26 protein-coding genes and 2 pseudogenes are annotated in these 25925 nt (G+C 67.9%); 14 read left to right on the top strand and 14 right to left on the bottom strand.

The genetic code is table 11. The annotated features are described in order from the left end of the window. The 3 genes from GGR33_RS02340 to GGR33_RS02330 all read left to right on the top strand — a co-directional run bounded on the left by GGR33_RS02340 (position 1) and on the right by GGR33_RS02330 (position 1809). Complete coding sequence (locus GGR33_RS02340; RefSeq protein ID WP_183501754.1) at positions 1-483, top strand: DUF1178 family protein; 483 nt, start codon at positions 1-3, stop codon at positions 481-483. Positions 484-571: 88 nt separating this feature from the next. Beyond that, positions 572-1237 (top strand): peptide-methionine (S)-S-oxide reductase MsrA, encoded by a 666-nt coding sequence (gene msrA / locus GGR33_RS02335; protein WP_183501753.1) that lies wholly within the window; start codon positions 572-574, stop codon positions 1235-1237. A gap of 68 nt (positions 1238-1305) precedes the next feature. Beyond that, positions 1306-1809 (top strand): TIGR00645 family protein, encoded by a 504-nt coding sequence (locus GGR33_RS02330; RefSeq protein WP_183501752.1) that lies wholly within the window; start codon positions 1306-1308, stop codon positions 1807-1809. Between the two features lie 4 nt (positions 1810-1813). On the opposite strand, the gene GGR33_RS02325 is transcribed toward GGR33_RS02330, so the two are convergent. Then, positions 1814-3214: an amino acid permease gene (locus tag GGR33_RS02325; RefSeq protein WP_183501751.1), complete on the bottom strand. Its 1401-nt coding sequence runs from the start codon at positions 3212-3214 to the stop codon at positions 1814-1816. A 54-nt stretch (positions 3215-3268) separates the two neighbouring features. Then, complete coding sequence (mepA, locus tag GGR33_RS02320) at positions 3269-4198, bottom strand: penicillin-insensitive murein endopeptidase (RefSeq protein ID WP_183501750.1); 930 nt, start codon at positions 4196-4198, stop codon at positions 3269-3271. Positions 4199-4312: 114 nt separating this feature from the next. On the opposite strand from mepA, the gene GGR33_RS02315 reads away from it, so the two are divergent. Beyond that, positions 4313-4714 (top strand): PRC-barrel domain-containing protein, encoded by a 402-nt coding sequence (locus GGR33_RS02315; RefSeq protein ID WP_183501749.1) that lies wholly within the window; start codon positions 4313-4315, stop codon positions 4712-4714. Between the two features lie 27 nt (positions 4715-4741). Here the strand turns inward: GGR33_RS02315 and GGR33_RS02310 are convergent, their stop codons facing one another. After that, positions 4742-5173: a MarR family winged helix-turn-helix transcriptional regulator gene (locus tag GGR33_RS02310; protein ID WP_183501748.1), complete on the bottom strand. Its 432-nt coding sequence runs from the start codon at positions 5171-5173 to the stop codon at positions 4742-4744. Positions 5174-5497: 324 nt separating this feature from the next. Between GGR33_RS02310 and GGR33_RS26495 the strand changes: the two genes are divergently transcribed. Next, on the top strand, positions 5498-5752 hold the full coding sequence (locus GGR33_RS26495; RefSeq protein WP_425488728.1) for a DUF6894 family protein: 255 nt from the start codon (positions 5498-5500) through the stop codon (positions 5750-5752). Positions 5753-5787: 35 nt separating this feature from the next. On the opposite strand, the gene GGR33_RS02300 is transcribed toward GGR33_RS26495, so the two are convergent. Next, entirely contained in the window at positions 5788-6135 is a 348-nt protein-coding gene (locus GGR33_RS02300; RefSeq protein ID WP_183501746.1) for a PetM family of cytochrome b6f complex subunit 7, read from the bottom strand. 427 nt (positions 6136-6562) lie between these two features. Between GGR33_RS02300 and hyi the strand changes: the two genes are divergently transcribed. Then, entirely contained in the window at positions 6563-7354 is a 792-nt protein-coding gene (hyi, locus tag GGR33_RS02295) for a hydroxypyruvate isomerase (RefSeq protein ID WP_183501745.1), read from the top strand. 5 nt (positions 7355-7359) lie between these two features. Here the strand turns inward: hyi and GGR33_RS02290 are convergent, their stop codons facing one another. The 6 genes and pseudogenes from GGR33_RS02290 to GGR33_RS02265 form a co-directional block, all read right to left on the bottom strand. Continuing rightward, positions 7360-7833 carry a hypothetical protein gene (locus tag GGR33_RS02290; protein ID WP_183501744.1) on the bottom strand — a complete coding sequence of 158 codons (474 nt, stop codon included), beginning with the start codon at positions 7831-7833 and terminating at the stop codon, positions 7360-7362. Between the two features lie 108 nt (positions 7834-7941). Further along, positions 7942-8841 (bottom strand): annotated as a pseudogene (locus GGR33_RS02285) (2-hydroxy-3-oxopropionate reductase). A gap of 20 nt (positions 8842-8861) precedes the next feature. Beyond that, positions 8862-9632 (bottom strand): HpcH/HpaI aldolase family protein, encoded by a 771-nt coding sequence (locus GGR33_RS02280; protein WP_183501743.1) that lies wholly within the window; start codon positions 9630-9632, stop codon positions 8862-8864. Between the two features lie 27 nt (positions 9633-9659). Beyond that, on the bottom strand, positions 9660-11021 hold the full coding sequence (gene gudD / locus GGR33_RS02275) for a glucarate dehydratase (RefSeq protein WP_183501742.1): 1362 nt from the start codon (positions 11019-11021) through the stop codon (positions 9660-9662). A 126-nt stretch (positions 11022-11147) separates the two neighbouring features. Further along, the gene (locus GGR33_RS02270) at positions 11148-12029 is read right to left on the bottom strand and encodes a LysR family transcriptional regulator (protein ID WP_183501741.1); all 882 of its coding nucleotides are present in this window, start codon (positions 12027-12029) and stop codon (positions 11148-11150) included. A gap of 42 nt (positions 12030-12071) precedes the next feature. After that, positions 12072-13397, bottom strand: a complete 1326-nt coding sequence (locus tag GGR33_RS02265) for an MFS transporter (RefSeq protein ID WP_183501740.1) — start codon at positions 13395-13397, stop codon at positions 12072-12074. A gap of 380 nt (positions 13398-13777) precedes the next feature. On the opposite strand from GGR33_RS02265, the gene GGR33_RS02260 reads away from it, so the two are divergent. Together GGR33_RS02260 and GGR33_RS02255 are read left to right on the top strand one after the other, a co-directional pair. After that, positions 13778-14008, top strand: a complete 231-nt coding sequence (locus GGR33_RS02260) for a hypothetical protein (RefSeq protein WP_183501739.1) — start codon at positions 13778-13780, stop codon at positions 14006-14008. A gap of 196 nt (positions 14009-14204) precedes the next feature. Continuing rightward, positions 14205-14387: a hypothetical protein gene (locus GGR33_RS02255; RefSeq protein WP_183501738.1), complete on the top strand. Its 183-nt coding sequence runs from the start codon at positions 14205-14207 to the stop codon at positions 14385-14387. Between the two features lie 25 nt (positions 14388-14412). Here GGR33_RS02255 and GGR33_RS02250 read toward each other — a convergent pair whose 3' ends face one another. Next, entirely contained in the window at positions 14413-14937 is a 525-nt protein-coding gene (locus GGR33_RS02250; protein ID WP_183501737.1) for a cupin domain-containing protein, read from the bottom strand. A gap of 66 nt (positions 14938-15003) precedes the next feature. Then, positions 15004-15696: a L,D-transpeptidase gene (locus GGR33_RS02245; RefSeq protein ID WP_246412801.1), complete on the bottom strand. Its 693-nt coding sequence runs from the start codon at positions 15694-15696 to the stop codon at positions 15004-15006. Positions 15697-15930: 234 nt separating this feature from the next. Between GGR33_RS02245 and GGR33_RS02240 the strand changes: the two genes are divergently transcribed. Then, positions 15931-16590 (top strand): response regulator, encoded by a 660-nt coding sequence (locus GGR33_RS02240; RefSeq protein ID WP_183501735.1) that lies wholly within the window; start codon positions 15931-15933, stop codon positions 16588-16590. Continuing rightward, a complete protein-coding gene (locus GGR33_RS02235; protein WP_183501734.1) occupies positions 16590-17906 on the top strand; it encodes an ATP-binding protein in 1317 nt (438 codons plus the stop codon). Before GGR33_RS02240 ends, GGR33_RS02235 begins: the two co-directional genes overlap by 1 nt. Positions 17907-18041: 135 nt before the next feature. Here the strand turns inward: GGR33_RS02235 and GGR33_RS02230 are convergent, their stop codons facing one another. Continuing rightward, positions 18042-19388: an HlyD family type I secretion periplasmic adaptor subunit gene (locus GGR33_RS02230; RefSeq protein ID WP_183501733.1), complete on the bottom strand. Its 1347-nt coding sequence runs from the start codon at positions 19386-19388 to the stop codon at positions 18042-18044. Further along, a complete protein-coding gene (locus tag GGR33_RS02225) occupies positions 19385-21109 on the bottom strand; it encodes a type I secretion system permease/ATPase (RefSeq protein ID WP_246412799.1) in 1725 nt (574 codons plus the stop codon). The genes GGR33_RS02230 and GGR33_RS02225 overlap by 4 nt, the downstream gene beginning before the upstream one ends. Positions 21110-21547: 438 nt before the next feature. Between GGR33_RS02225 and GGR33_RS25800 the strand changes: the two are divergent. The 4 genes and pseudogenes from GGR33_RS25800 to GGR33_RS02210 all read left to right on the top strand — a co-directional run. Further along, positions 21548-21676 (top strand): annotated as a pseudogene (locus GGR33_RS25800) (transposase); the annotation flags it as partial. Positions 21677-21770: 94 nt separating this feature from the next. Then, positions 21771-22022, top strand: a complete 252-nt coding sequence (locus tag GGR33_RS02220; RefSeq protein ID WP_183501731.1) for a hypothetical protein — start codon at positions 21771-21773, stop codon at positions 22020-22022. 237 nt (positions 22023-22259) lie between these two features. After that, positions 22260-24353: a caspase family protein gene (locus GGR33_RS02215; RefSeq protein ID WP_183501730.1), complete on the top strand. Its 2094-nt coding sequence runs from the start codon at positions 22260-22262 to the stop codon at positions 24351-24353. Between the two features lie 107 nt (positions 24354-24460). Continuing rightward, positions 24461-25795 carry a hypothetical protein gene (locus GGR33_RS02210; RefSeq protein WP_183501729.1) on the top strand — a complete coding sequence of 445 codons (1335 nt, stop codon included), beginning with the start codon at positions 24461-24463 and terminating at the stop codon, positions 25793-25795. Positions 25796-25925: the final 130 nt, after the last annotated feature.

The raw sequence follows: 25925 nt of genomic DNA, 5'->3' as shown, positions 1-25925 counted from the left end.
ATGATCCGCTACACCCTCGCCTGCGATTCCGGCCACGGCTTCGAAAGCTGGTTTCCCTCCGGCAGCGCCTATGACGAGCAGGTAGAACGCGGCCTCGTCACCTGCCCGATCTGCGACTCGCGCAAGGTCTCCAAGGCCCTGATGGCCCCCGCCATCGCGCGTCGGGACAGAGAGCGCTCGGGCCTGCCCGCCCCGGCAGAACCGCAAGGGGACGCGCCGCCTGCAGCGACGGAGGCTGCGGTCCCGATGATCGCCGAGCCGGAGCGGCGCCTGCGCGCCCTGCTGCGGGCGGTCCGCGAGGAGGTGACGCGCACCGCCGACAATGTCGGGGCCGAGTTCCCGGAGCAGGCCCGCGCCATGCATTACGGCGAAGCGCCGACCCGCGCGATCTACGGCGAAGCGAGCCCGGACGAGGCCCGCGCGCTCATCGACGAGGGCATCGAGGTTGCCCCTCTGCCGCCGGCGCTCGACGACAGGCACTGAGCGACCAGACACGCCCATCGCAAGAGCAGGGCTCGCACCCCATATCCGGGAGACCCCAAAGATCTCCCGACACGCGAGAGGCGTATCCATGCTGTTCTTCCGCAAGCGCGCCGAAATGCCGTCTGCCGCCGATGCCCTGCCGGGGCGGCAGACCCCGCTGCCCACCGCCGAGCGGCACTTCGTCAACGGCAATCCACTAAAAGGACCCTATCCGCCCGGCGTCGAGACGATCGCGCTGGGGCTCGGGTGCTTCTGGGGCGCCGAGCGCAAGTTCTGGCAGTTGCCCGAGAGAGTCTTCGTTACGGCTGTGGGTTATGCCGCCGGCATCACGCCGAATCCGACCTACGAGGAAGTCTGCTCGGGCCTGACTGGGCACAACGAGGTCGTGCTCGTCGCCTACGATCCTGCCGTGCTGCCGCTCGAGAGCCTGCTCGGGACCTTCTTCGAGAGCCACGATCCGACCCAGGGCTACCGCCAGGGCAACGACACGGGCACGCAGTACCGCTCGGGCATCTACACCACGAGCGAGGCTCAGGCGGAGACCGCTCATGCGGTGCGCGCGCGCTACGGGCAGGCGCTGGCGGAGCAGGGCTACGGAGCGATCACCACCGAGATCGCGCCGCTCACGGCGTTCTACTTCGCCGAGGACTACCACCAGCAGTACCTCGCCAAGAATCCGGCCGGCTATTGCGGGCTGGGCGGCACCGGCGTGTCGTGCCCGGTCGGCCTGGGAGCGGGCGTCGCCGCAGCGTAGCGGCTGCCTTGAAGGCGTAGCAGTCGCGTGCCACACCGCTGATCGCTCAGCAAGGGATCGGCGGACGGATGTTGGAACGGGGCTTCGAGCGTTTTCTCTTCGCGAGCCGGTGGCTGCTCGCGCCGTTCTATGCGGCCCTGGTGCTCGGCCTGCTGATCCTCCTGGTCAAGCTGGGCCAGGAGATCTGGCACTTTGCCGGGCACCTGCTGGAACTGAACGAATCGCAGACCATCCTCGGCGTGCTGACCCTGGTTGACCTGTCGTTCACCGCCTCGCTGCTCATCATCGTGATGTTCTCGGGCTATGAGAACTTCGTCTCGAAGTTCGACCATACGGAACACAAGGACTGGCCCGAATGGATGGGCACGATCGACTTCACGGGGCTCAAGCTCAAGCTGATGTCGTCGATCGTCGCGATCTCGGCGATCCAACTCCTCAAGGCCTTCATGGACATGAAGAACTACACGGATCGCGACCTCGCCTGGTTCGTCGGGATCCACATGGTCTTCGTGGTCTCGGGTCTGCTGATGGCGCTGACGGACCGGACCTCGGCGGGACACCACGAGACCTGATCGGTCAGGCCGCCGCGACGAACCTGCGCCGGATGCCATAGGCGCCCAGTACGAGCGCGGCCGAGAGCAGGCTGAGTAGAAGCTGCGACCGCGTCTCCGGCTGGAAGGCCATGGCGGCCAGGATGCCGAGCATCGCCGCGATCGTGGCGAGCGTCAGGTAGGGATAGAGCCACATCCGCACAACGGGACGATCCGGCGGGATGCGCGGTCTCAGGATCAACTGAGAGACCGCGATCGCCAGATAGACCAGCAGGATGACGGCGCCCGACGAGTTGAGCAGGAACAGAAACACCGCATCCGGCGACACGTAGGCCGCCACAACGGCGAGGTAGCCCATCGCCGTCGAGACGAGGATCGCGAGCACCGGTACACCGGAATGATTGAGCCGCATCAGCGCCCTCGGCGCCTCGCCACGCTCCCCAAGCACGAACAACATCCGCGAGGCGGTGTAGAGCCCCGAATTCAGGCAGGACAGGACAGCGGTGAGAACCACCGCGTTCATCGCGCCGCCCGCCCAGCCGAACCCCATGCGCTCGAAGGCCGCGACGAAGGGTGAGCCGCCCGGGGTCAGACCGTCCCAGGGCAGGATGATCGTGAGCAGCAGGATCGCGCCGACGTAGAAGACGATGATGCGGAACGCGACGGTGCGGGTCGCCCGCGCGACGGCCTTCGCGGGGTCCTTGGTTTCGGCGGCGGCGACCGTGGCGATCTCCGCCCCCACCATCGAGAAAACCACGACGACGATCCCTGAAAAGATCGCGCCGACGCCGTTCGGAAACAGGCCTCCGCCGCGGGACAGGTTCGACAGATCCATCGCATGGCCGGGCCAGAGCCCGAGGGCGAATGAGCCGCCGAGGGCGAGGAAGGCGAGGATCGCCAGAACCTTTATGCCGGCAAACCAGTACTCGAACTCGCCGTAGGCTCCGACTGAGGTGAGGTTCGTCGCCGTCATCAGCAGCATCAGGCCGAGGGACAGGGTCCAGAGGGGCGCCTGCGGCAGCCAGACCTGCAGCAGGCCGGCCCCGGCCACCGCCTCGAATCCGACGACGATCACCCAGAAATACCAGTAGAGCCACGCCGTCGAGAAACCGGCCCAGTCGCCAAGCGCCTCCCTGGCATACGTGACGAACGAGCCGGTCGAGGGTGCGGCGGTGGCCATCTCGCCGAGCATCCGCATCACCAGGATGATCAGGAGGCCGGTGGCCGCGTACGACAGGAAAGCGCCCGGCCCGACCTGTCGGATTACGGACCCTGAGCCGACGAACAATCCGGCGCCGATCATGCCGCCGAGCGCGATCATGCCGAGATGGCGGTGGCGGAGCCCCTCGCGCAGGGCGCCGGCCGATCCGTCAGGCCGCGTGGGCGCGAGAGTGTCCGGGCAGGGCTCCTGGGCGGGAACGGTCATGCACCCGATGGTGCACGAACCAGGCCGCCGGGGCGAGAGCCGTAGCTCGGACGCCTATCGCGCGTGCAAAACCGCCTGGCAGGCAGCCGGGAGGGCAGCCATGGTCATCGGCGGCTTCGGCCGCGGTGGGTTTTTGGGCTTTTGCGGATGCAGCACCGCGTTACTGAACCAATAGTCCAATTCGGAGCCGCAGCCATCGCCGCCCGGAGGCGGCGCCTGGTCCTCGCAGGTCTCGGAGCCGCGCGGGCAGGCGAGCCGGATATGGTAGTGGTAGTTGTGACCGTACATCGGGCGCACTTTGGTGAGCCAACCGCGGTCGCCGCCGGCGCTCCGGCACAGCGCCTTCTTGATCGCTGCGTTGACGAAGATGCGCGCCACCTCCGGCTGCTTGGCCGTGAGCCGGATCAGGGCGAGATGCGCCGAGGTCCAGACGTCGGGATCGATGTCGAGGCGGTCGCCGCGCACCATATCGGTGGCCGACGTCTGCTCGCGTTCGGCGCGGGTCAGCGTGCGGTCGGGCATCGGCGTCAGCCAGACGTCGGCATCGATGCCGATCTGGTGCGAGGCATGGCCGGTGAGCATCGGGCCGCCGCGTGGCTGCGCCATGTCGCCGACGAGCAGCCCCGGCCAGCCGACCTGCGGTGCCGTGTTGGCGAGGCGCTCCATGAAGTTGATCAGGTAGGGCGTACCCCATCGCCGATTGCGCGAGGGGCGCATCACCTGCCAGGTCGGCCCGTCGAACGGCAGACCTTCGCCGCCGGCGAAACAGCCCTTGGCATAGGAACCGTAGATGTGGCTGGCGCCGCTCGACGGCACGGTGACGCGGCCGAACAGCGCCTTGGCCGGCGTCGACGGGTCGTTGGGGTTGGCGAGCGGCGGCAGCGGTTTCGGGTCCAGCGTCCCCTTGTCCTGCGCCTGTGCCGGTCCTGCGAGAATCGCCAGAGTGAGGGCGAGAGCGGCGGGCAGACGGGCAGTCAGCAGCATCGGCGGGGGGATCCCTCGACCATGAGGCAAGCCGACGGGCTCGCCGCACCGGAACGTGCCCGGTCGCCCAGGCGTTTTCGAGGCGAGATGTAACAAGGTTGCGAGCCGCGCGCCATGGACACGGACACCCACACCCCCTCGCCCGCCGCCACCGCCGGTCGACCGCCCCGTACCCTCATCGCGAGCGACCGCGTCGTGGGCGCCGAGGTCAGGCGGCCGGGCGGCAGCAAGATCGGGCGCATCGAGCGACTGATGCTCGACAAGGCCTCCGGCCGCGTCGCCTACGTGGTGATGAGCTTCGGCGGCTTCCTCGGCCTCGGCGAGGACTATTACACGCTGCCCTGGGCCGTCTTGACCTACGACACCGGCATGGACGCCTATTCCGTCGACATCACCGAAGAGCAACTCCGCAACGCGCCGGCGCGCTCGCCCGAAGGTGGCGATCCGCAGGACGAGCGTGAATGGGAAGAGCACGTCCACCGCTACTACAATGCGGCGCCGTATTGGGGGATCTGAAGACCGGGCCGGTCGCGAAGACCGCCGTCAAGCCATCTGCACGACGGCCCGTGAGAGCATCGCGCGGAAGCCGCTCGTTTCGTCCGCGCCGAAGCGCCGCTCGAACTCCGCCTGCGCCTGCTCCCAGGCGGGTGCGATCCGCTCCAGCAGAGAGTGCCCTTCCGGCGTCAGCTCGACGAGACGCGTGCGCGCGTCGGTGCCCGCACTCACCTCGATCAGCCCTCCACGCTCCAACGGACGGAGCGCCCGGCTCATCGTGGTGCGGTCCATGACGCATCGTTCCGCGAGGCCCTGCATCCCGACGGGCGCGTATCGCCGGACGGCACGCAGCACGGCGAACTGCGATGCGCGCAGGCCCGCCGGTGCCAGATGGCGATCGTAAATCTGCGTGACCTGCCGGGCGGCCTGCCGGATGGCCGTGCAATGGCAGGGCGGGGGTACGTAAGATTGCTGCGGCACAGCCGCCTCTGAGTGAGTTGGGCCGGACTACGTAGCACGATGGCCGTCTTCGAGGCCACCGCGAGCCTCGAACGTAAAGTTGTGCGCGCGTGGCGTGAACAACGGTACGGCGCCAGGCGAGCATCGAAACCGTCAAGCATTCCAAAGCCGTGACAAAATATCACGAGCCGTGAGTTTTGGTCATACTCCTAATTTTGAATGCGTTGCACGGGCCGGGCGATAGTTGAGCGAAAGCAAAATCTTGTATTTTCAAGGTTTCATCAACCTGGACATCCTCGAATTTACATTGAAAGATGATCAGGACCGTTGGGAGGCGACAGGCTGATGCCGCGTTACTTTTTCGATGCTCACGACGGGCGCGAGATGGTCGATCACGATGGGTGCGACTGTCCCAACGACAGAGCGGCCATTCGTCATGCAGCCGTCATCGCCAGTGATTTCATGAAAGATCCGACAACGCGGCCGGAGGATGGCGGAGCCGTCGTCGTGACCGTTCGGGATCACGGCCGACAGGCGAAGGCCGAGGTACGGCTCGCCTTCAATGTGCAGTGGTCCGAGGTGGCCGACCGCATCGCCTGATCAGCCGGTCAAGCGCCGTGCGGGCACGGGCCGCCTCAGGTCCGCATCGCGAAACCGATCGGCTCGCGGCTCGGCTGGCCGAGCCAGAGCAGCGCCGCGCCGACCAGCAGGGCCAAGGCGGCAGCCGGTGCCAGCGTCAGCGGCAGCACGAGCACTTTCCAGAGCCAGGGAGCGACACCCTCAATCGAGACCTGCAGCGCACTCGCCTTATCCTTGAACAGCGCGAAGAGCAGCTCGCTCACCGTGGTGATGCGCAGGGTGTTGTTGGCGATGGAGCGGGCGCCGTCATAGACGACCTGGACGAAGCCGGCGGCCAGGAACAGGAACCCGAGCGCGCGGCTGAGGAAGGGCAGGCCGAGGAAGCTGGCGATGGAACGGATCATCGAAACGGGCCTCGCCGCTCCGCCCGATCGGAGCCGGTCCGGGAGCTGAATACGGGGCCGCCGGAAGCCGCGCAAGGCGTGCGCCCGAGGCAAGGCACGAGTGCCTACCAGGTGCGCAGGTCTCGTGAACCGCGCTCCTGGTCGGCCGGTTTCTCCCTGCGCCGACTGCGCAAGACGATTCGCGTGAGCCAAAATGAGGCTCCGGCGACAATGCCGAGCCCGGCTGCACAAAGGATGGAAACGACCATCTCCGTCATGCCGCCGCCTTGCCCTTCGCAGCTCACGGTCTCATCAGGACATGGCGGCCCCGCCCGGATGCGGGGTCCGCCGGTTCGCGGAGAAGGACGCCGCCTGTCGGCGATCGCCCTCCATGATGGCCGGGCGTGAAGGACTGAAGCGACGACCCCCACCCGAAGTTCCAGGATCGATGCCCCGCTTCGCCGCCAATCTCAGCCTGCTGTTCACGGAGCACCGCTTTCTCGACCGCTTCGACCGTGCGGCCCAGGCCGGATTCGAGGCGGTGGAGATCCAGTTTCCCTATGAAACGCCGAAGGAGGCCATCGCCGAGCGGCTGGTGCGAAACGGTCTGACTTGCGTCCTGCACAACCTGCCACCGGGAGACTGGGATGCGGGTGAGCGCGGCATCGCCATCCTGCCCGAGCGGGTCTCCGAGTTCCGTGAAGGCGTCGCCCGCGCGATCGACTATGCGGGAATGCTCGGCTGCCCCCGGCTGAACTGCCTTGCCGGACTGGCCCCCGAGGGGGTGAGCCAGGCGCGGCTGCGCGACACCTTCGTCGGCAACCTCGCCTTCGCCGCCGCCGCGTTCGAACGGGCCGGAATCCGGCTGGTGATCGAGGCGATCAACACCCGCGACGTGCCCGGCTTCTTCCTGACCGGTACCGCGCAGGCGCTCGACCTGATTGCCGAGACCGGCTCCGCCAACCTGTCCGTACAGTACGACGTCTACCACATGCAGCTCATGGGCGAGGATCCAGGTGCCGTGATCGAGAAGCATCTCGGGCGGATCGACCACATCCAGATCGCCGACGCACCCGGCCGGCACGAACCGGGCACTGCCGCGATCGACTTCGCAGGCCTGTTCGAACGGCTCGACCGCATCGGCTACGACGGCTGGGTCGGCGCCGAGTATCTCCCTGCCGCGGGCACGCAGGACGGTCTCGCCTGGTTCGCGCCGCACCGGACCAAGCCGGCGGCCTGATCGCGTCAGGGCTTCACGATCTCGGGCGGCTTGCCGTCGGTGGTGAAATCCGCCGAGAACTTGCCGCCGCGCGTCTCGGCGCTGCAATTCACGCTGCCCGGGCGGTCGTTGGGGTTGGTGAAGCGGCAGATCCCTACCGCCTTCTCGCGGTCGTACTGCCCCTTGAAGCCGAAGATCACCCCGTCGACGGGCTGCACCGCCGTGTCCGGATCTGGTTTGACCTGACTGCTGCCGAGCCCCGTGAAGGTCAGCGCCGCCCCGTCGCTGGTGACGAAGTAGAACCCGACGCGCCCGGTCGCGTAGCTCGTGTTGAGCAGCGTGCCGCTGCATTGGCCGGTGACATCCTGGCCGCCGATCACCAGCCGCTCGCAGGTGCCCTTGACGGTCGCCAGCGTGGGAACCTCTGCCGTCTTCGGCAGGGCCGAGGCCGCCCCGACGAAGGTGAGCAGAACGGCGAGGCTGAGGACCGACCGGAACATGCCTCCAGAATAGCCGGCCACGCTTAGCGAGCCATGAAGGATTCGCTCGCGTGCACAGCCTGGACGGCGCGGTCGAAGAGCGCACCGTTTTGAGAAGAAACCGCCCGGTCAGCGTTCGGTTGGGGGGGCCTCGCCGATTTCGTGACCAGCCATCAGCTCCAGGGCCCGAACCATGGCGGAATGATCGGCATCGGCGCCGCCATTGGCGACGCAGGCCGAGAAGAGCTGCTGAGCGAGGGCCGTCGCCGGCAAGGCCATGCCGAGGGAGCGCGCACCCTCGAGGGCCAGGTTGAGATCCTTCTGGTGCAGCCTGATGCGGAAGCCGGGATCGAAGGTCCGCTTGATCATGCGCTCGCCGTGCAGTTCCAGAATGCGCGACGTGGCGAGCCCCCCGGTGATGGCCTGGCGGACCTTGGCCGGGTCCGCGCCGGCCTTCGAGGCGAAGAGCAGGCCCTCGGCCACAGCTTCGATCGTCAGGGCAACGATGATCTGGTTGGCGACCTTGGCGACCTGTCCCGCACCGGCCTCGCCGACATGTGTCACGGTCTTGCCCATGAGGTCGAAGAGCGGTTTCACCCGCTCGAAAGCTTTTACTTTGCCGCCTACCATGATCGAGAGAGCGGCGTTTTTGGCGCCGACCTCGCCACCGGAGACCGGAGCGTCGAGATAGTCGCAGCCCTTCTCGGCGACCCGCGCAGCGAAGTCGCGCGTGGCGATCGGTGAGATCGAGCTCATGTCGACGATGGTCTTGCCGGCGCTCAGGCTCTCCGCGACGCCATCGGCGCCGAACAAGACCGTCTCGACGTCCGGCGTATCTGGAAGCATCAGCAGGATGACGTCCGAGCGCTCGGCGACCTCGGCCGGCGTGCCGCAGGCCTAGCCGCCGGCCTCGATCAATGCCTGCGGCACCTCTCGGCGCGTCTTAAGAAACCGGCTGTTGCCGCCCGCGATGAGGTGCCCGGCCATAGGCGCGCCCATGATGCCGAGGCCGACGAATCCGACCTTCATGTCCGTCTCCGAGATACCGATCAGTCGTCGTGGCGGAAGCGCTTGGCGAGCGCCTCGGAGCTGCGCGCGAGCAGCCCCATATCCGATCCGATCGCCGTGAAGGTGGTGCCGGCGGTGATGTAGCGCTGGGCCAGCTCCTCGTTTGCGGTGAGGATGCCGGCATGCTTGCCTGCGTCGCGGATGCGCGCGATCGCGGTCTCGATCACCTGCACCACGTCCGGGTGGTTCTGCTGGCCGATGAAGCCGAGACTGGTCGAGAGGTCGCCGGGGCCAATGAAGACGCCGTCGACGCCCTCGACGGCGGCGATCTCCTCCAGGTTGTCGAGGGCACGGCGGGATTCGATCTGCACGGCCACGAAGATCTCGGCCTCGCAGCGGGCGTGGTAGTCGGGAATGCGGCCGAAGCGGGCGGCACGCGGTGCTTGCGAGAAGCCCCGCACTCCACGCGGGGCGTAGCGCGTCGCCGCCACCGCGCGTCGGGCCTGGTCAGCATCGTCGATGTTCGGGATCATCAGCGACTGCGCGCCCGTATCGAGGATGCGCTTGATGGTGATCGGCTCGTCGCTAGGCACGCGCACCATGGCGCTGGCCGTGCCCTCACCCATGGCCTGAAGCTGCCCGTATATGTCGCGCAGGTCGTTGGCCGAGTGCTCCATGTCGAGGAGCAGCCAGTCGAAGCCGGAGCCCGCGACGATCTCGGTGGAGATCGGGCTCGCCAGGCTGCACCATAGGCCGATCTGCTGGTGCCCCTCGCGGAGCGCGGCCTTGAAGCGGTTGGTCAGGACGTCCATCGCACGGGTCTCCTCGAGGTGTCTCGTTCAGCGCAGCAGGCAGGGGCGCTTGTTGTCGAAGGTCCAGCCAGGGATCAGGAACCGCATCGCCGCCGCATCGTCGCGGGCGCCAAGGCCGTGACTCTCGTAGAGGAGGTTCGCCGCCTCGACCTCGGCCCAGTCGATCTCGATGCCCAGCCCCGGCCGCTCCGGCACCCGAACCAGCCCTCCGCGGATCTGCAAAGGCTCGCGGGTCAGGCGCTGGCCATCCTGCCAGATCCAGTGGGTGTCGATCGCCGTGACCTTGCCGGGCGCCGCCGCCGCGACATGCGTGAACATCGCGAGCGAGATGTCGAAATGGTTATTCGAGTGCGAGCCCCAGGTCAGGCCATGGTCGCGGCAGAGCTGGGCAACGCGGACCGAGCCGGCCATGGTCCAGAAATGCGGATCGGCCAGCGGGATGTCGACCGAACCGAGCTGGATCGCGTGGTTCATCTGCCGCCAGTCGGTGGCGATCATGTTGGTGGCGGTGGGCAAGCCCGTGGCGCGGCGGAACTCGGCCATGATCTCGCGGCCCGAAAAGCCGTCTTCGGCTCCGCAAGGGTCCTCGGCATAGGCGAGGACGTCGCCCCGGCCCTTGCAGAGGCGGATCGCCTCCTGCAGCGACCAGGCGCCGTTCGGATCGAGGGTGACGCGGGCCTGAGGGAAGCGCTCGTGGATCGCCGTGACGGCGGCGATCTCATCGTCGCCGGCGAGCACACCGCCTTTCAGCTTGAAGTCGTTGAAGCCGTAGGCCTCGTGCGCGGCCTCGGCGAGGCGCGCCACGGCGTCGGGCGTCAGGGCCTCCTCGTCGCGAAGGCGCAGCCAGCCGTCGCGGGCCTCCGGCTCGCGGTAGGGCAGATCGGTGCGGCGGCGGTCGCCGACATAGAAGAGATATCCGAGCATCTCGACCGCCTCGCGCTGCTGGCCTTCGCCGAGAAGCGCCGCTACCGGCACGTCGAGGAACTGGCCGAGCAGGTCGAGGAAGGCGGATTCCATCGCAGTGACCGCGTGGATCGTCACGCGCAGATCGAAGGTCTGCAGGCCGCGCCCGCCCGCGTCGCGGTCGGCGAAGCGGGTCCGCATGGCGTTGAGCACCGCCTGCCAGTCGCCGAGCGACCGGCCGATCACGAGGTCGCGGGCATCCTCCAGAGTTCTGCGGATACCCTCTCCGCCGGGCACCTCGCCGAGGCCGGTGGCTCCGGTCGAGTCGGTGAGGACGACGAGGTTGCGGGTGAAAAACGGTCCATGCGCGCCGCTGAGGTTGAGCAGCATCGAATCCCGGCCGGCGACGGGCACGACCCGCATCTCGGCGATGGTCGGCGTGCGCGACAGGCCACGCGACTGCGCGGCGGCGGACTGGGCGAGCATGGCTTCCTCCCGTGCGGCGCCAGCGTGCGATGCGCCGGGCGTCCGGAGGCAATCTCATCATGGCCGCCGATGCGGGTCCAAGCCAAAGGATGGATCGATCGATGCACGATACGCATCGATCGATCGTCAAAGCCCGTCGAGCAGGCCGACGAGCGCGCCGATCAGCGGGTCGTCCCGGTCGCGCCGCCACGCCACGTAGAGCTCGACGAGTCGCGGCCGCATCGTCACCAGCGGCTTGAAGACGACGCCCTCGAAGCGCAGGCGCTCGGCGGCCTCCGGCACCAGGGCGAGGCCCAGCGAGGCGCGCACCAGGGCGAGGATCGAATGGATCTGGGTGAGCTGCTGCAGCACGCGCGGGCGCACGCCTGCCTCGTCGAGCAGGCCCTGGACGAGGTCGTGGAAGTAGCGCGCGTCGTGCGGAGCGTAGTCGATGAACGGCATCTCGTGCAGGTGCCGGACGGTGATGACCTCGGACCGGGCCAGGGGGTGATCGGCCGGTACCGCCACGACGAGAGGCTCGGCGAGCGCGCGGGCGCAGACGAGGTCGGGATGGGTCACCGGCGGCCGCATCAGCGCCGCGTCGATCCGCCCGGAAAGAAGCTCTTCGAGCTGGTCGCGGGAAACCATCTCGCGCAGAGCCAGCGTCACGTCCGGCAGGGCATTGCGGAAGCCGATGACGAGACGCGGCAGGAAATCGTAGGCCGAGGCTGCCGTGAAGCCGAGCCGGAGGGTGCCGGCGCGTCCCGCCGCAACCTGCCGGGTCACGTGGGCCGCCGTTTCCGCGAGCCGCAGGATGCGCTGCGCCTCGGGCAGGAAGCTCCGCCCCGCCGCGGTGAGGCGCACGGAGCGGCTGGTCCGCTCCAGCAAGGCCGCGTCGAGCACCCGCTCCAGCACCTGGATCTGCCGGGACAGAGGCGGCTGCGTCATGTTCAACCGCGCGGCGGCGCGGCCGAAATGCAGCTCCTCGGCGACGGCGACGAAGCAACGGAGCTGGCTGAAGTCGAGCATGCCCCCACCCTGACGAAGCGTGGGTGGAGACGTCGCGCGCCGTCAGCGCAGCTCCACCCGTTTGATCTCGCCGACGATCACCAGATAGCAGAACACCGCCACGAGCGCGTTCAGTCCGACGAAGACGAGCGCGCCGTTGAACGAGCCGGTCTGCTGGACGATGTAGCCGATGGCGATCGGTGTGGTGATGCCGGCAGTGTTGCCGAAGGTGTTGAACAGGCCGCCCGAGAGGCCGCCGCCTTCCTTCGGAGAGGTGTCCGACACCACGGCCCAGCCGAGCGCGCCGATCCCCTTGCCGAAGAAGGCAAGCGCCATCAGCCCGATCACCACCGCATCCGCCTGAACGTAGTTGCAGCCGATGATCACCATCGAGAGCAGCATGCCGCCGACGATCGGGATTTTTCGCGCAGCCGTGAGCGAGTAGCCGTTCTTGAGCAGCAGGTCGGAGACCCATCCGCCGAGGATGCCGCCGGCAAAGCCGCAGAGCGCCGGCAGGACCGCTGCGAAGCCAGCCTGGAGGATCGACAGGCCGCGCTCCTTGACGAGGTAGACCGGGAACCAGGTCAAGAAGAAATACGTCAGCGTCGTTATGCAGTACTGGCCAATATAGATGCCGAGCAGCATCCGGTTGGAGAGCAGCTTGCGGATGGTCTCCCAGGTCTGGCCCGGGGCCGTGGCCCGGGTGTGACCATCCATGTCGAGCAGCGCGCCGCCCTCTCTGATGTAATCGAGTTCGGCCTGGTTGACGGATGGGTGCTCCTTCGGCCCGTAAATGACCTGCGTCCAGAGCAGCGCGAAGGCGATGCCGAGCACGCCCATGAAGGTGAAGACGTGGTGCCAGCCGAAATTGTGCACCACCCAGCCCATCAGCGGTGTGAACAGCACCGTCGCGAAGTATTGCGATGAGTTGAAGAAGGCGGAGGCCGTGCCGCGCTCGGAGGCCGGGAACCAGGCGGCCGTGATGCGGGCATTGGCCGGGAAGACCGGCGCCTCGGCCAGGCCGACGATCAGGCGCAGGCAGAACAGCAGCGCGACCGCGGTAAAGCCCGTGAAGAACCCCACCGCACCCTGCATCAGGGTGAAGGAGGACCACAGGAAGATGGCGACGGCGTAGACCGATTTCGCGCCGTAGCGGTCGAGCAGCCAGCCGCCCGGCAATTGCGCCAGCACGTAGGACCAGGCGAAAGCCGAGAATACGTAGCCCATGGAGACGGCGTCGAGGCCGAGATCCTTGGCGAGGGACGGACCGGCGATCGAGAGCGTCGCCCGGTCGGCGTAGTTGATGGTGCTGGCGACGAAGATCATCGTCACGATGACGAGCCGGACGCGGCTCGGCCTGGCCAGCGACACGGCAAGCGTGGCGCCCATGAGCGTTCTCCCATGTGATCGAGCCGCCCGGCTGTTACCGTAGCGGAGGTCGGCCGGCTTCTTCGTCCCGATCGGCACGAGGCGGCCTTTTCCGAAGACAACCTAAAAGGCGGATCGATGCGCCGTCCAAGTCAAACACTGGATCGATCGATGCCAGACGCGCATCGATCGAGGCCCGCATGACCGGAGATCGAGAACCTCGCCATCGTCCTCGGCGCGATCGCCGGGCGCTCCAAAGCCCCCCGAGAGAATTCTTCTCTGCCGGAATTTCCACGGAGAAGGACTCTCCCCGCCGAGCCCGAAATTCGAAAACCGTCTCCATTGCGTCGAGGCTATGCTGTGACGACTTACAGATCTGGTTTCGAGCAATCTTGGTCGTCATGCGCCCCATCCAATTCGACCCATTCGGCGAGCCGGTCGCTCACGGCACTGACCACGGCGCGCCCAGCAGCGTATCGCGGATCGCTCTGCGCACCGGCGTCGGACTGTTCTGGGCGATGGTCGTCGTGATCGTCGCGGCGCGTGCGGCCTATTTCAATCCGAACTTCGCAGAGAAGTTCGGCAGCGTCGCCTCGCTGATCGGCCACCTCAAGACCATCGTCGGCGCGTAAGCCTCCGACACCGAGAATCCGAAAGCGCCGCGGGCTGGCAGGCCCGCGGCGCTTTTCGTTTGCACGGATCGCGTCCGCGGAAATTTGCAGTCGATCCTCGGGGCGCATCGAGAATGCGCGGTGCGCCAGCATCAAAAATGACCGCACGACCGGTTCGGCCCGTTGCCGCGCGTCCGGAGAGCGCGATCTAGGGACGATGTCGAACAGCGAACGCCCCCTGCGCGCACCGGAGCCGAACCTCGACGCGTCGCCGAAGCTGGACGAGGGCACGCGGGCACGGTTGGGCGAGCAGCTGAAGCGGCTCTACGATCCGATCATCGAGGAACAGCTCGATCCGCATCTCGTGGAGTTGCTTCAGCTCCTCGCCGCCGAGCGCTGATCGTCTCAGTCTCAGGGCCGGCCGATCAGACCTTCCGCCAGCCGGGCTTGGAGGCATCGACCAGGGCGTAATTGATCGGCGCGATCCCGCAGATCGCGATCACGGCAGGCTCGGTCCCCTGTGCGACCACGCCGTCGTAGTGCGGCGTGCCGGCGACGCGGTGGACATAGCTGCCGGCCTTCACCGGCACGCAGGAGGCCGGGTCGAAATCCGCGCCGCTGTTGCACCACCAGGTGCCCGACACGACCATACAGAAGCGGTCGGTCGTGTAGTGGTGCGGGGCGCTCATGTAGCCCGGCCACCAGCGCACCAGGGTGTAGTAGAGCCCACTACCGTTCATGTCGCCGGCGAGGACGCACCGGTCGGATGCGCCCTCGGGATAGCCCTTCGTCGGAATCCACTTCAGCTCATCCGGCGGCTGGATGATGGTCTGGGCGGGGTCGAGAGGGCTCGCCGTCGCAGAGCCTGCGAGCAGCAGCGGAAGCGCACCGAGGAGCGAAGCCGCCAACACCTCCCGCCGGCTCGACGTGTCGGGAATGGCATCGGTCATGGCGTCCTCCTGTCCCGGAAAAGCGGGTCCGGCGCGATTTGCCGCGCCGCCCGTCCGTGGCTCGATCTAGCCTCGCACCGGCGAGGGCGCGTCGTCGAGGTCTACCGGCGCCTCGCCGAACGCTTCCGACGGTTCGGCGGCCTGCGGCCGCGCGGCGACCGCTCCCTGCCCACCGAGCACGACGACGCGCGTGCCGACCGGAACCCGGCGGTGCAGATCGATGACGTCCTGGTTCAGCATGCGGATGCAGCCCGAGGACACGGCCTCGCCGATGCTCCACGGCTCCGTGGTCCCATGGATGCGGTACAGCGTGTCGTTGCCGTCCTTGAACAGGTAGAGAGCACGTGCTCCGAGGGGATTGCCGGCACCTCCGGGCATGCCGCCGGCCCACTTGCCGTTCCGCTCGGGCTCGCGGCGCAGCATGTCCGGCGTCGGCGTCCAGCGCGGCCAGTTCGCCTTGCGGCCGACCGTGGCGGTGCCGGTGAACTCGAGCCCGGCCTTGCCCACGCCGACCCCGTAGCGCATCGCCTGGCCGCCCTCCATGACGAGATAGAGGTAGCGGTTGTTGGGATCGACGACGAGCGTGCCGGGCTGCTCCCGGGTCGGGTAGTCCACGACGCGGCGGACGTAGTCGGGCTTGAGATCCCGGTCCTCGATCGCCGCGACCGGGAAGGGCTCGTCGGTCAGGGCCGCGTAGCGGCGCAGCACGTCGGGACCGAAGCGATGGCTCACGGCAGCCACCTCGGGCTGCCCGCCCATTGAGGCCGTGCAGGCGCCCAGCGCCGACGCGAGGGCCAGGACCGCGGCGAGGCGCAGCACACAGGCCGATGCACCGCGGACAGGATCACGGCGGTGAGCGGGACGTGTATGGACGGTGTTCGACATGATGGCGACGCGGTCGGTTGTTCGATGAGGTCGCCCCAGGTCGGAAACGCAGCTTAAGCCAGGCTTAAGGCAACGCTTTAGACTGCCCCGCAACCGAGGAGACACGCGTTGCGCCTGCTTGTGGTCGAGGACGATCCCATCCTGTCGGACGGCCTCAGGGTCGGGCTCGGCCTGTCCGGCGCGACCGTGGACTGCGTCGGCACCTGCGAGGATGCGGATTCTGCTCTCATCGCTGGCGCTTTCTCGGCCGTCGTCCTCGACCTCATGCTGCCGGACGGCTCGGGCCTCGACGTCCTGAGCGCCCTGCGGGCGCGGGGTGATCGGACCCCGGTGGTTCTGCTGACGGCGCGCGACGCGGTCGCCGACCGGATCGCCGGCCTCGACGGCGGGGCAGACGATTATATCGGCAAGCCGTTCGACCTCGACGAGCTCTCGGCCCGCATCCGGGCGGTGGTTCGCCGCGCGGCGGGGCGGGCCTCGGCCGCCCTCGTGCACGGCGGCATCCGGCTCGACCCGGGCAGCTTCGCGGTAAGCGTCGACGACAGGCCGGTCCCGGTCTCGCGGCGCGAGTTCATGGTGCTCGGCGCGCTGATGGAACGCCCGAGCGTCCTGCACGCGAAGTCCGAACTGGAGGAGAGGCTCTACGGCTGGCAGGAGGAGGTCGAGAGCAACGCGGTGGAGGTGCACATCCACAACCTGCGCGCCAAGATCGGCCGGAACGCCATCGAGACGGTGCGCGGCCTCGGCTACCGGATGAGGGGCGTCTGATGAGCGCGCTTCGCACCAGGCTCTTCGCCATCCTCGTCGTCGCCACCGGCCTGATCTGGCTGAGCGCGGTGCTCTGGATCTACGTCAGCTCCAAGCGCGAGGTGGAGCATTTCGTCGACACGCAGCTCCAGGAAGCCGCCCGCATGGTGATCTCAGTGGCCGACAGGGTCACGCCGGGCTCCCGAACCGGCGCACTCGAGACGCCGATCCCGGCGCTGGGCTACGAGCATCAGCTCACCTGCCAGATCTGGTCGCTCTCCGGCGGCATGCTGGCCCGCTCCAGCGGCGCCCCGGAGCACCGCATGACGGACACCGCTTCGGGGTACTCGGAGCGGGAGATCAACGGTGAGACCTGGCGCGTCTTTACCCTTGAGGATCCGGGCAAGGGCCTCCGCGTCATGGTCGGCGACCGGGTCGGCATGCGCGAGCGGCTGGCCACCGACCTCGTGCGCAGCTTCCTGATGCCGATGATCCTCGTGGTGCCGCTGCTCGGCCTCCTGATCTGGGTCAGCCTCGGGCGTGGCCTGCGTCCCCTTCGGCGCATGGCGCGCGACCTCTCGGCGCGCGACGCCGACGACATGCGTCCGATCGATGCCGGGCGCGCGCCGGCCGAAGTGCGGCCGCTTGCCGATGCCCTCAACGCCCTGTTCCTGAAAGTGGAAACGGCGCGGCGGCACGAGCGGACGGTGACCGCCTTCGCAGCCCACGAATTGCGCACGCCGCTCGCGGGGCTGAAGACGCAGGCCCAGGTCGCCATGGCGACCACCGATCCCGGCGTCGTGAAGGCGGCTCTCCGCCAGATCCTCGTCGCCGTCGATCAGACCACCCGGCTGGTGCGCCAGCTCCTCGACGCCGCCCGGCTCGATGCCGAGACCGAGGAACGCCCGCTGGTCGACGTCGAGGTGGGCGCCCTGATCGCCGAGACGGTGGGCGGCATGCGCGTCGGCGACGGTATCCGGACGATCGTCGACCCGCGCCTCGCCGATCTGAGGATGAGAGGCGACCCGGAAAGCCTGCGGCTCGCCATCCGCAACCTCCACGAGAACGCCATCCAACACATGGGCGCCGGCACGGTCGAATGGGGCTTGAGCCCCACCGGGGCCGGCTTCTTCGTACGCGACGAAGGACCGGGCATCCCGGAGGAGGAGCTGCCGCACGTTACGACCCGTTTCTTCCGCGGACGCAACAAGAGCGCCTCGGGAAGCGGGCTCGGGCTGGCGATCACCGAGATGGCGGCGCGTCGCTCGCGCCTCGCCCTGCGGCTGCGCAACCGCCCGGATGGCTCCGGCCTACAGGTCAACCTCGACGCGGCTTGAGCCGATGGATGCCGACATAAGCGGGCGATCAGATCGGGGTTTTCGAAATCCAAAATGTCATTGAGCCGATCGGTAAAGATCAACGACTGCTGAAACAGCCGCGACCGAGATTCGCCCGCCACCGGCGAACCGGCATCACCGCTCCCGCCAAGCTTTTGCGATCTGGTCCGAAATCGGCTTCGTGAGGTAGCTCAGCACGGAGCGGTCTCCCAACTGCACGAAGCTCTCCACGGGCATGCCCGGCACGAGGCGCGCGCCGCCGAGCCGACTCAATTGGTCCGGAAGGACCCGTATGCGCACCGTGTAATAGCTCGTGCCGGCCTTCGGATCGGTCATCACGTCTGCCGAGACGCGGCTGACGGCGCCTTCGACTTCGGGCGTGGTCCGCTGGTTGAACGCAGAGAAGCGCAGCATCGCCTTCTGATCGAGACGCACGTTGTCGATGTCCTGTGGCTGAATACGCGCCTCGACCGCGAGCTGATCGGCTGAGGGCACGATCAACATCGCCGGCTCGTTGGGGGTCACCAGGCCGCCGATCGTATGGACCGTCAACTGATGGACGGTCCCGTCCTGGGGTGCGCGCAGCTCGATCCGCTTGAGCTGGTCCTCCGCAGCGATCCGCTTCTCGATCAATTCGGACCGCTTGCCCCGGATCTCGGCCAGATCCTTACCGGACTCGGTGCGCAGTTCCTGATCGATCTGAAGGATCTGCAGCTCGGTTTCGGTAATTTTGCCCCTCGCCGAGGCCGTCTGCGCGATGAGCTGCCCGCGCTCACCTTCCAGTCGGGCACCGTCCCGCTCCAGCAAGGTAACCCGGGAGAAAGGCACAAGATTCTTGGCGTAGAGCGCGCGCACGCCGGTCAGCTCGCTTTGGATCAGCGCAATCTCACGCACCTTGGCCGACGCTTGCTGCGTCAGGCCGGCAACCTCCTGGCCGAGTTGAGCCACCCGTTCGCGCAACTGCGCCTTCTGTCCGGCGCGTGCGGTCACACGCAAGACGAACAGGCGCGCCTCCCCGTCGATCAACCGCGCCACCGTCGGCTCGGCGATCTTCGCGAGGAGCTCGGGTGGAAACATGACCGTCGTTTCCCCGTCGCGCTCGGCCTCGTCGCGCGCGCCTCGGGCTGCAAGCTCGTCCAACGCTTTGATGATGATGTCGAGATTGGCACGGGTCTGCGTCTGGTCCAGTCGTATCAGCACTTGCCCGGCCGTGACGGCCTGACCTTCGCGTACCAGAAGTTCACCAACGACCCCGCCGGTGGGGTGCTGTACCTTCTTGACGTCCGACTCGACGACCAGTTGCCCTGGCGCGATGATGGCGCCTGAAATCTGAGTGAAGGTCGCCCAACCGCCGATGCCGAAGACGAGCACGCCGCTGAGGCCGAGAGCCACGGCCAGATGGCGACGGATCGAGCCCTGAGCGCGCGAGCCTAAGTTGGCCGGCAAGGGAAGCGGCCCGGTCGTCACCAAAGCGCCACTCATTGCAGACCTCCCTGGGAGGCGCGCCCGCCAACCTCTACGGACCGCGATGACACCTGCCCGGACTGCGCGGCAGGAACAGGCTGGAGCACGCGCTTCAGCACCTCGTCTCGCGGGCCGAAAGCCTGGGCGCGCCCTTCGTTCATCATCAGGACGAGGTCGACTGCTGCCAACGCGCTCGGCCTATGGGCCACGACGATGCAGATTCCGCCGCGCTGACGAACACCGAGGATGGCCTGGGTCAGGGCATGCTCACCCACGGCATCGAGATTGGCATTGGGCTCGTCCAGAATGACGAGGAACGGCTCGCCGTAGAGGGCGCGGGCCAAGCCGACTCGCTGGCGCTGACCGGCTGAAAGGCCGGTACCGCTTTCGCCGAGTCGTGTGTCGTAGCCATCCGGCAAGCGAAGAATCATGTCGTGCACGCCGGCGGCCTGGGCCGCCGCAATGACGGCCTGGGCGGACGACGCCGGGTCGAAGCGCCCAATGTTTTCGGAGACCGTGCCGGCGAAGAGTTCGACCTCCTGGGGCAGAAAGCCGAGATGGGAGCCGAGGTCGGTAGCCGACCATTGGCCCAAGGCGGCGCCGTCGAGACGGACCTTGCCTCGCACAGTCGGCCATATCCCGGCCAAGCAGCGCACGAGCGTGGATTTGCCGGAGGCCGAGGGACCGATGATCCCCAATCCCTGACCGGCCTGTAGCGCGAGGCTGACGTCCTGGACGATCAGGCGCGGCACACCGGGAGGCGCGACGCTGACCGCCTCCGCGACGAGCGACTGCCGTGGCGCGGGTAGCGCGTGAAGCGGGTTCGAAGGGGGAATACGGTTGAGAAGATCGGCAAGGCGTCCCCAGCTCTGACGGGCCTGGACGAAGCCTTTCCAGTTCGCGATGGCGAGCTCAGCGGGCGCAAGCGCGCGAGAGACCAGGATCGAGGAGGCGATGATGATGCCGCCGGTGGCCATGTTGTTGATCACGAGCCACGCGCCCAAGGCCAGCACGCCGGATTGCAGAACCATTCGGAAGGTCTTGGAGACGGTGGCGTAGCCGCTGGTCGCGTCGGAGAGGCTCTGTTGGGCCTGGAGATGGTCGTCGTTCGCGCGAATCCATCTGTGAGCGAAACGCTCTTGCATGCCCAAGGCCGACAGGACTTCCGCGTTTCGACGGCCTGCCTCGGCTAAAGCGTTGCGCTGCTGCATGGATCGGGTGGCAGACAGTGTCGGCTGGCGCGTCGCGCGGTCTGTCAGCACGGTCAGGCCCGCGAGCACGAAGACCCCCGCGAGCGCCATGCTGCCAAGTAGGGGATGAAACAAGAAGCAGACGAACAGGTAGATCGGCATCCAAGGCAGGTCGAAGAACGCGCTCGGTCCTGATCCGGACATGAAGCTGCGCACCGCATCGAGGTCACGCAACGGCAGCAGGCCGTCGCCAGGCAGGCTGCCCTTGAGCGGGCTCTTGACGATGAGATCGAAGACGCGGCCGCCGAGGTCTTCATTGAGGCTGGCGGCCGTTCGGGCGAGGATGCGGGACCGAAGCATCTCGAGAGCGCCCTGAAAGACAAAGAGCGCCAGGGCCAACACCAGAAGGCCGGTCAGGGTCGGAACGGACCGGCTGGGAATGACCCGGTCGTAGACCTCGAGCATGAAGAACGAGCCGGTGAGATAGAGGATGTTGATGAGCCCGCTCATCACGGCCGTGCCGACGAAAGCGGCGCGAGACCGGCTCATCGCCAGTCGAAGTTCCGCTTCGCCAGCATCGGCGCGCTGCTCGAAGGCCTTGCCGCGTCCATCCTTCGTCATCGAGTGCCGCTCCTCGCTCGATACGCCTTTGGGCCGCTTCTCGCCGAGAAGACACCTCGAATTGCCCCTCTTTTCTCCAGCCGTATCGTCTCCGCTTCTTTGGCCACTCGCCGATCGATATCGCGGCCTCAATGGTGGGACCGCCCAATCTGCTGATGATGCGCAGCAAAATCTTGGCCACCACCGGAAAAGCAGGCCGCCAACCGCCCCGAACTTCGTCGGCGTATAACCTCGATTGAAGTCGCGCGAGCAAAGCCCGGAGTAATCAAGTTTCGCTGAGAGTGTGCTCGACAAGGGTACGAGAGGGTTGAGTGGCTGAGATGGCGGTGTTTCTAGAACGGTGCTGAGGCCTGTGATCTAGGCGCCATGCGGGCCCCGACTGCCCTGCGGCAGCATGGCCGCGCGGGTCTTCGCTACGAAACCGATGTGACGGATGCGGAGTGGGCCGCGATCGGTCGCCTGATGCCGAAGCCTGTTTCCTGCGGGCGTCCACCTGACGATTCTTCCGCCAGCCTGCGCGAAAACCGCTCTGCCCGTCCCATGCCCCTGTCGAAGGCGGTGATCGCCGCCCGACATGGGAGATGGAATCATGACCAAGACGACGATCCTCGTACTGGTGGGCCTCGGCCTGCTCGGCCTCGCTCAGCCGGCCCGCGCCCAGGGAACCGCTAGCAATCAGGAGTTCCTCGGCGTCGATCTCGACAATGGCGGGGTCTATTACAACGGCTACAATTCGGGCCGTTACTGCCTCTACCGCACCGTCGACGTCTACAACCGCTACACCGGCTACGTCGAAGCCCGCAGGGTCCGCCGCTGCGGCCGCGGCCTTTACCTGCCGTAGGGCGCGCGAGGCGATGGTGCTCGTCACGATCTCGCCCCTCCACCTCATCGTCCTCAGCCTCGCCGTGGCACTGATCGCCGGATGCTGAGGAACGAGCGGGAACGGCCTCCGGCCGACCACCATGGCGCGCGATTGTTTCTCCCGGCTCCAGCGGCTAACCCTCTGCCGCGCCCGGAGACGGGTGCGCGCCATTCCAAGGACCGACGACCAGGCCGAGGCCGACCGGAGAAGACGCGCATGCCGAGAGAGGCCGTGATGTCCGTCATGCGCAAGGGCATGCGCATTGCCGGAGCCATTCTTCTCGCAGCAGGCCTCGGACTCATTCTCCCACCACGAGCGCGAGCTGCCGCCGATCCAGCGATCTTCGCCGACAATGCCGACTCGGTGGCGGTGGTCATCGGCAACCGCACCTACAAGCAGACGGTGCCGGTCGACTACGCCCACAATGATGCCGACGCGATCCGCAGCTACCTCGTCCAGCGCCTCGGCTATCGCGAGAGCAACGTCTTCGTACTGAAGGACGCGACTCTCAACGAGTTCAACCAGGCCTTCGGCACCGAGCGCAACCCGCAATCCGGCCGCCTCTGGCGCAGCGTCCGCGAGGGCCGCTCGAACGTCTTCGTCTACTATTCCGGCCACGGCGTGCCGGACCTCGCCACGCACCAGCCCTTCCTGCTGCCGGAGGACGGCAACCCGAACCAGGGCGAGAGCGGCTATGCGCTGGAGACGCTCTACCGCAACCTCGATCTCGTAAAGCGCAAGATCGGTGCGGACCGCCAACTCGTGGTGATGGTCGATGCCTGCTTCACCGGCGAGACCGGCCGCAAGGGCGAGAGCCTGCTCGCGGTCTCGGCTCCCGGCTTCGCACCGGCCAAGCCCAAGACGGAGGCCGGCATCGTGCGCGTCGTCGCCACTTCCGGCGCGACGCCGGCAAACTGGGACGAGCCGAACAGGCTCGGCCTGCTCACCAGCCGCTTCCTGATGGGCGTCTCGGGGCTCGCCGATGCGAAGGATGGGCAGGGCGACGGGCAGATCGCATGGCCCGAATTGAAGAGCTACCTGCGCAGGGAGGTCGAGGACGCCGCTCGCCGTGCAAGCGGCCGAGCGCAGGTTCCGGAAGTGGACGACGCCCCGATCGTGCTCAAGGCGTCGCTGCCCGTCGACGCCGTCGCCAAGGGCGTCGCCGCCGTGCGCGACGAGGCCGCCTGGCGCCGGGCCGAGGGCCTCGGCACCCGCGAGGGTTTCGAGACCTATGTCGGCACCTGCGGCGAGATCTGCGCCTATCGCGACAGCGCCATGGAGCGCCTCTTCGCCGGGCGCAAACGCGACGCGGCGGCGATCGACCAGGAAAACTGGGGCCGCTTCAGCGCGCAGCGCCAATATCAGGCCTATCTCGAATCTTGCCGCGAGGTCTGCGCCTACAAGTCCCTCGCCGAGGGCTATCTCGGCGGCTCCGATCCGAGCAGCGACCCGCGCGTGAAACGCTGCGACGAGCTCGCGGCCGCCACCGACGACCGCGATCGGCCCAAGGGCGTCACCGGCGTCAAGATGGGCCGGATCGAGTCGGCCTCGGCGATCGAGGCCTGCCGCAATGCCGCGACCGCCTATCCGAACCTCCGGCGCCTCTCCTACCAGCTCGGCCGGGCCTACGACCGGGTCGATCGCTACAAGGAGGCCTTCGCGGCCTACGACGTGGCGGCCAAGGCCGGCAGCATCTCGGCCATGAACAACCTCGCCACGCTCTACGAGAACGGCCAGGGCGTGAAGCGCCACCAGGCGGAGGCGTTTCGCCTGTATCGGCAGGCGGGCGATGGCGGGAACGTGGTGGCGCTCGCCAACGCCGCCCGCATGCTCGAATACGGCAACGGCATCCCCAAGAATGAGGCGCAGGCGGCGGCCCTCTACAAGCGCGCGGCCGAGGGGGGCGACGTGCCCTCGATCAGCAAGCTGGTGCCCTACTATTCCAGCGGCTCCTACGGCTTCCCGAGGGACCTCAGGCAGGGCTTCGACCTGTTCCGCCGGGCAGCGGACAAGGGCGACCCGGTGGCCATGGCGACCATGGCGACGCTGATCGACAACGGCTTTGCCGGGTTCTTTCCGGGCGTGCGCTCCTCCGACATGGTGATGCGGGCGCTCAAGAAGGGCGAGCTCGGCGCGGCCTCGGTCTCGGCCACCGACACGGCGGCCCAGAAGCTCAAGCCCGACACGATCCGCACCGTCCAGCGGGCCATCAAGGAGGCCGACTACTACCCCGGCGCCATCGACGGCCGCTTCAACCCGGTCTTCGTGAGGGCGCTCGACCAGTATGCCAAGGCGAACGAGACGGAATGAGGCTCACCGCGCCGTCATTCCGGGGCGACGCGAAGCGTCTAACCCGGAATCCACGATCACGCGCCGAGGCCAGCCGTGGATTCCGGGTTCCGCTTCGCGGCCCCGGAATGACGGGTTGGGTTGTTCTTGCAGGGCTTTTCCTGTCGAGCTCCGCCCAAGCCAACCCCGCCACCGCCTCCCTCGCCCCCTTCCTCGACGCGGTCTCCGCCTGTGCCGGGCACCCCGACCTGACCCTCGCCGTCATCGGCGTGGAGCCGAGCCAGGCCGCGCTCTCCCGCGAGCAAGCGGAAGAAATCCGCCTCGCCGTCGAGAGCCGCCTGCAGGCCACCGGCCGCGTCAAACTTGCCGCTTCGGCCGACGTCGTGCGGATCAAGGCCCTGCGCGAGGGCACCACCGGCCTCTCGGGCGCCGAGGCCGAGAGCCAGATCCGCGAGGCGTTCGCGGGAGATGCCAGCGTCTTCCTGGTCGAGCCGCGCCGGGCCGGCGAGACCGCGGCGATCCGGCTCCAGGCCATTACCCGCAACGCCGCCTGCAAGGCGACGAGCGAGCCGATGATCGTGCCGATCCGCGTTGGGGCCGGCGTCTCCGACGTCGATGCCGTCATGCAGGGCGCGGTGAAGGCCTTCGCGCAGGCCGCGCCGAATGCGAGCGCGATCGAGGTCTGTCCCTTCGTGGCGGAGGGCGGCCACTCGACCTGCGCCGGCGCGCTGACCGACCGCCTGATGATCGCGCTGGATGCCGAGGCCCGCGCGCCGAACCGCGTCCTCAAGGGCAACCGCCTCGACGTGCGCCGCCGACCGCCTGCCACTGCCTGCTCCGGCGCCCTCACCGCGCGCGGCCGCTTTTCCATGGACCAGCAGCGCCAGTCCTGGATGGAGCTCGAATTCCAGCGCGACGGCGCCGTGATCGCGCCGACCGGCCGGCGCCGGATCGGCATCGAGGGCCTCGGCTGCGATCCGACCCCGCGGCCCTTCCTCGACCACCTTGCCGCGACCGCCCGCACCGATGGCGGCCGCCTCACCGTCGCGGCCACGGCGACGCCCTTCTCGGCCGGGCAGCGCCTGGAAATGCGCATCGAATCGCGGGCGCGCCAGAGCCTGTATTGCTGGGTCGTCGCCTCCGACGAGACCGCCTATGTCGCCCTGCCGGTGCGCGGCAACGCGGCCTCGCTCGCGCCGCTGAAGCCCGGCGACACCCGCCGCTATCCGCGCGGCTACGGCCTCGACGAGATCGTCGCGGGCGAGCCCTTCGAGAACCTGTTTGCCTGTTTCGGCGTGGAGGACGGGTTGCCGCCCGAACTCGCCGAACGCTGGCTCGCGGCGGCGCCGGCCGCGGATGGCGAGGCCCGGCTGCTGCAGCCGGCCGACGTGCTCGATCTCCTGGACAAGATCCGAGCGACGCCCGGCGTCACCGAGGCTACCGCGCGGATCGTGGTGCGATGACGGTCACGGGCTCTCCCGCCAAATCCCCTCATCCTGAGGTGCGGACGCGAAGCGGAAGCCTCGAAGGAGGGCTCCAGGGATCGCAGCGGCTGGCTGGAGCCCTCCTTCGAGGCTTCCGCTTCGCGTCCGC

Origin of the sequence: Methylobacterium brachythecii (assembly GCF_014196345.1) — a bacterium.
In the GTDB taxonomy this organism is placed as follows: Bacteria; Pseudomonadota; Alphaproteobacteria; order Rhizobiales; family Beijerinckiaceae; genus Methylobacterium; species Methylobacterium brachythecii.
Note: the sequence above shows the minus strand (reverse complement) of the source record. Positions and strands in the feature narration are given on the sequence as shown.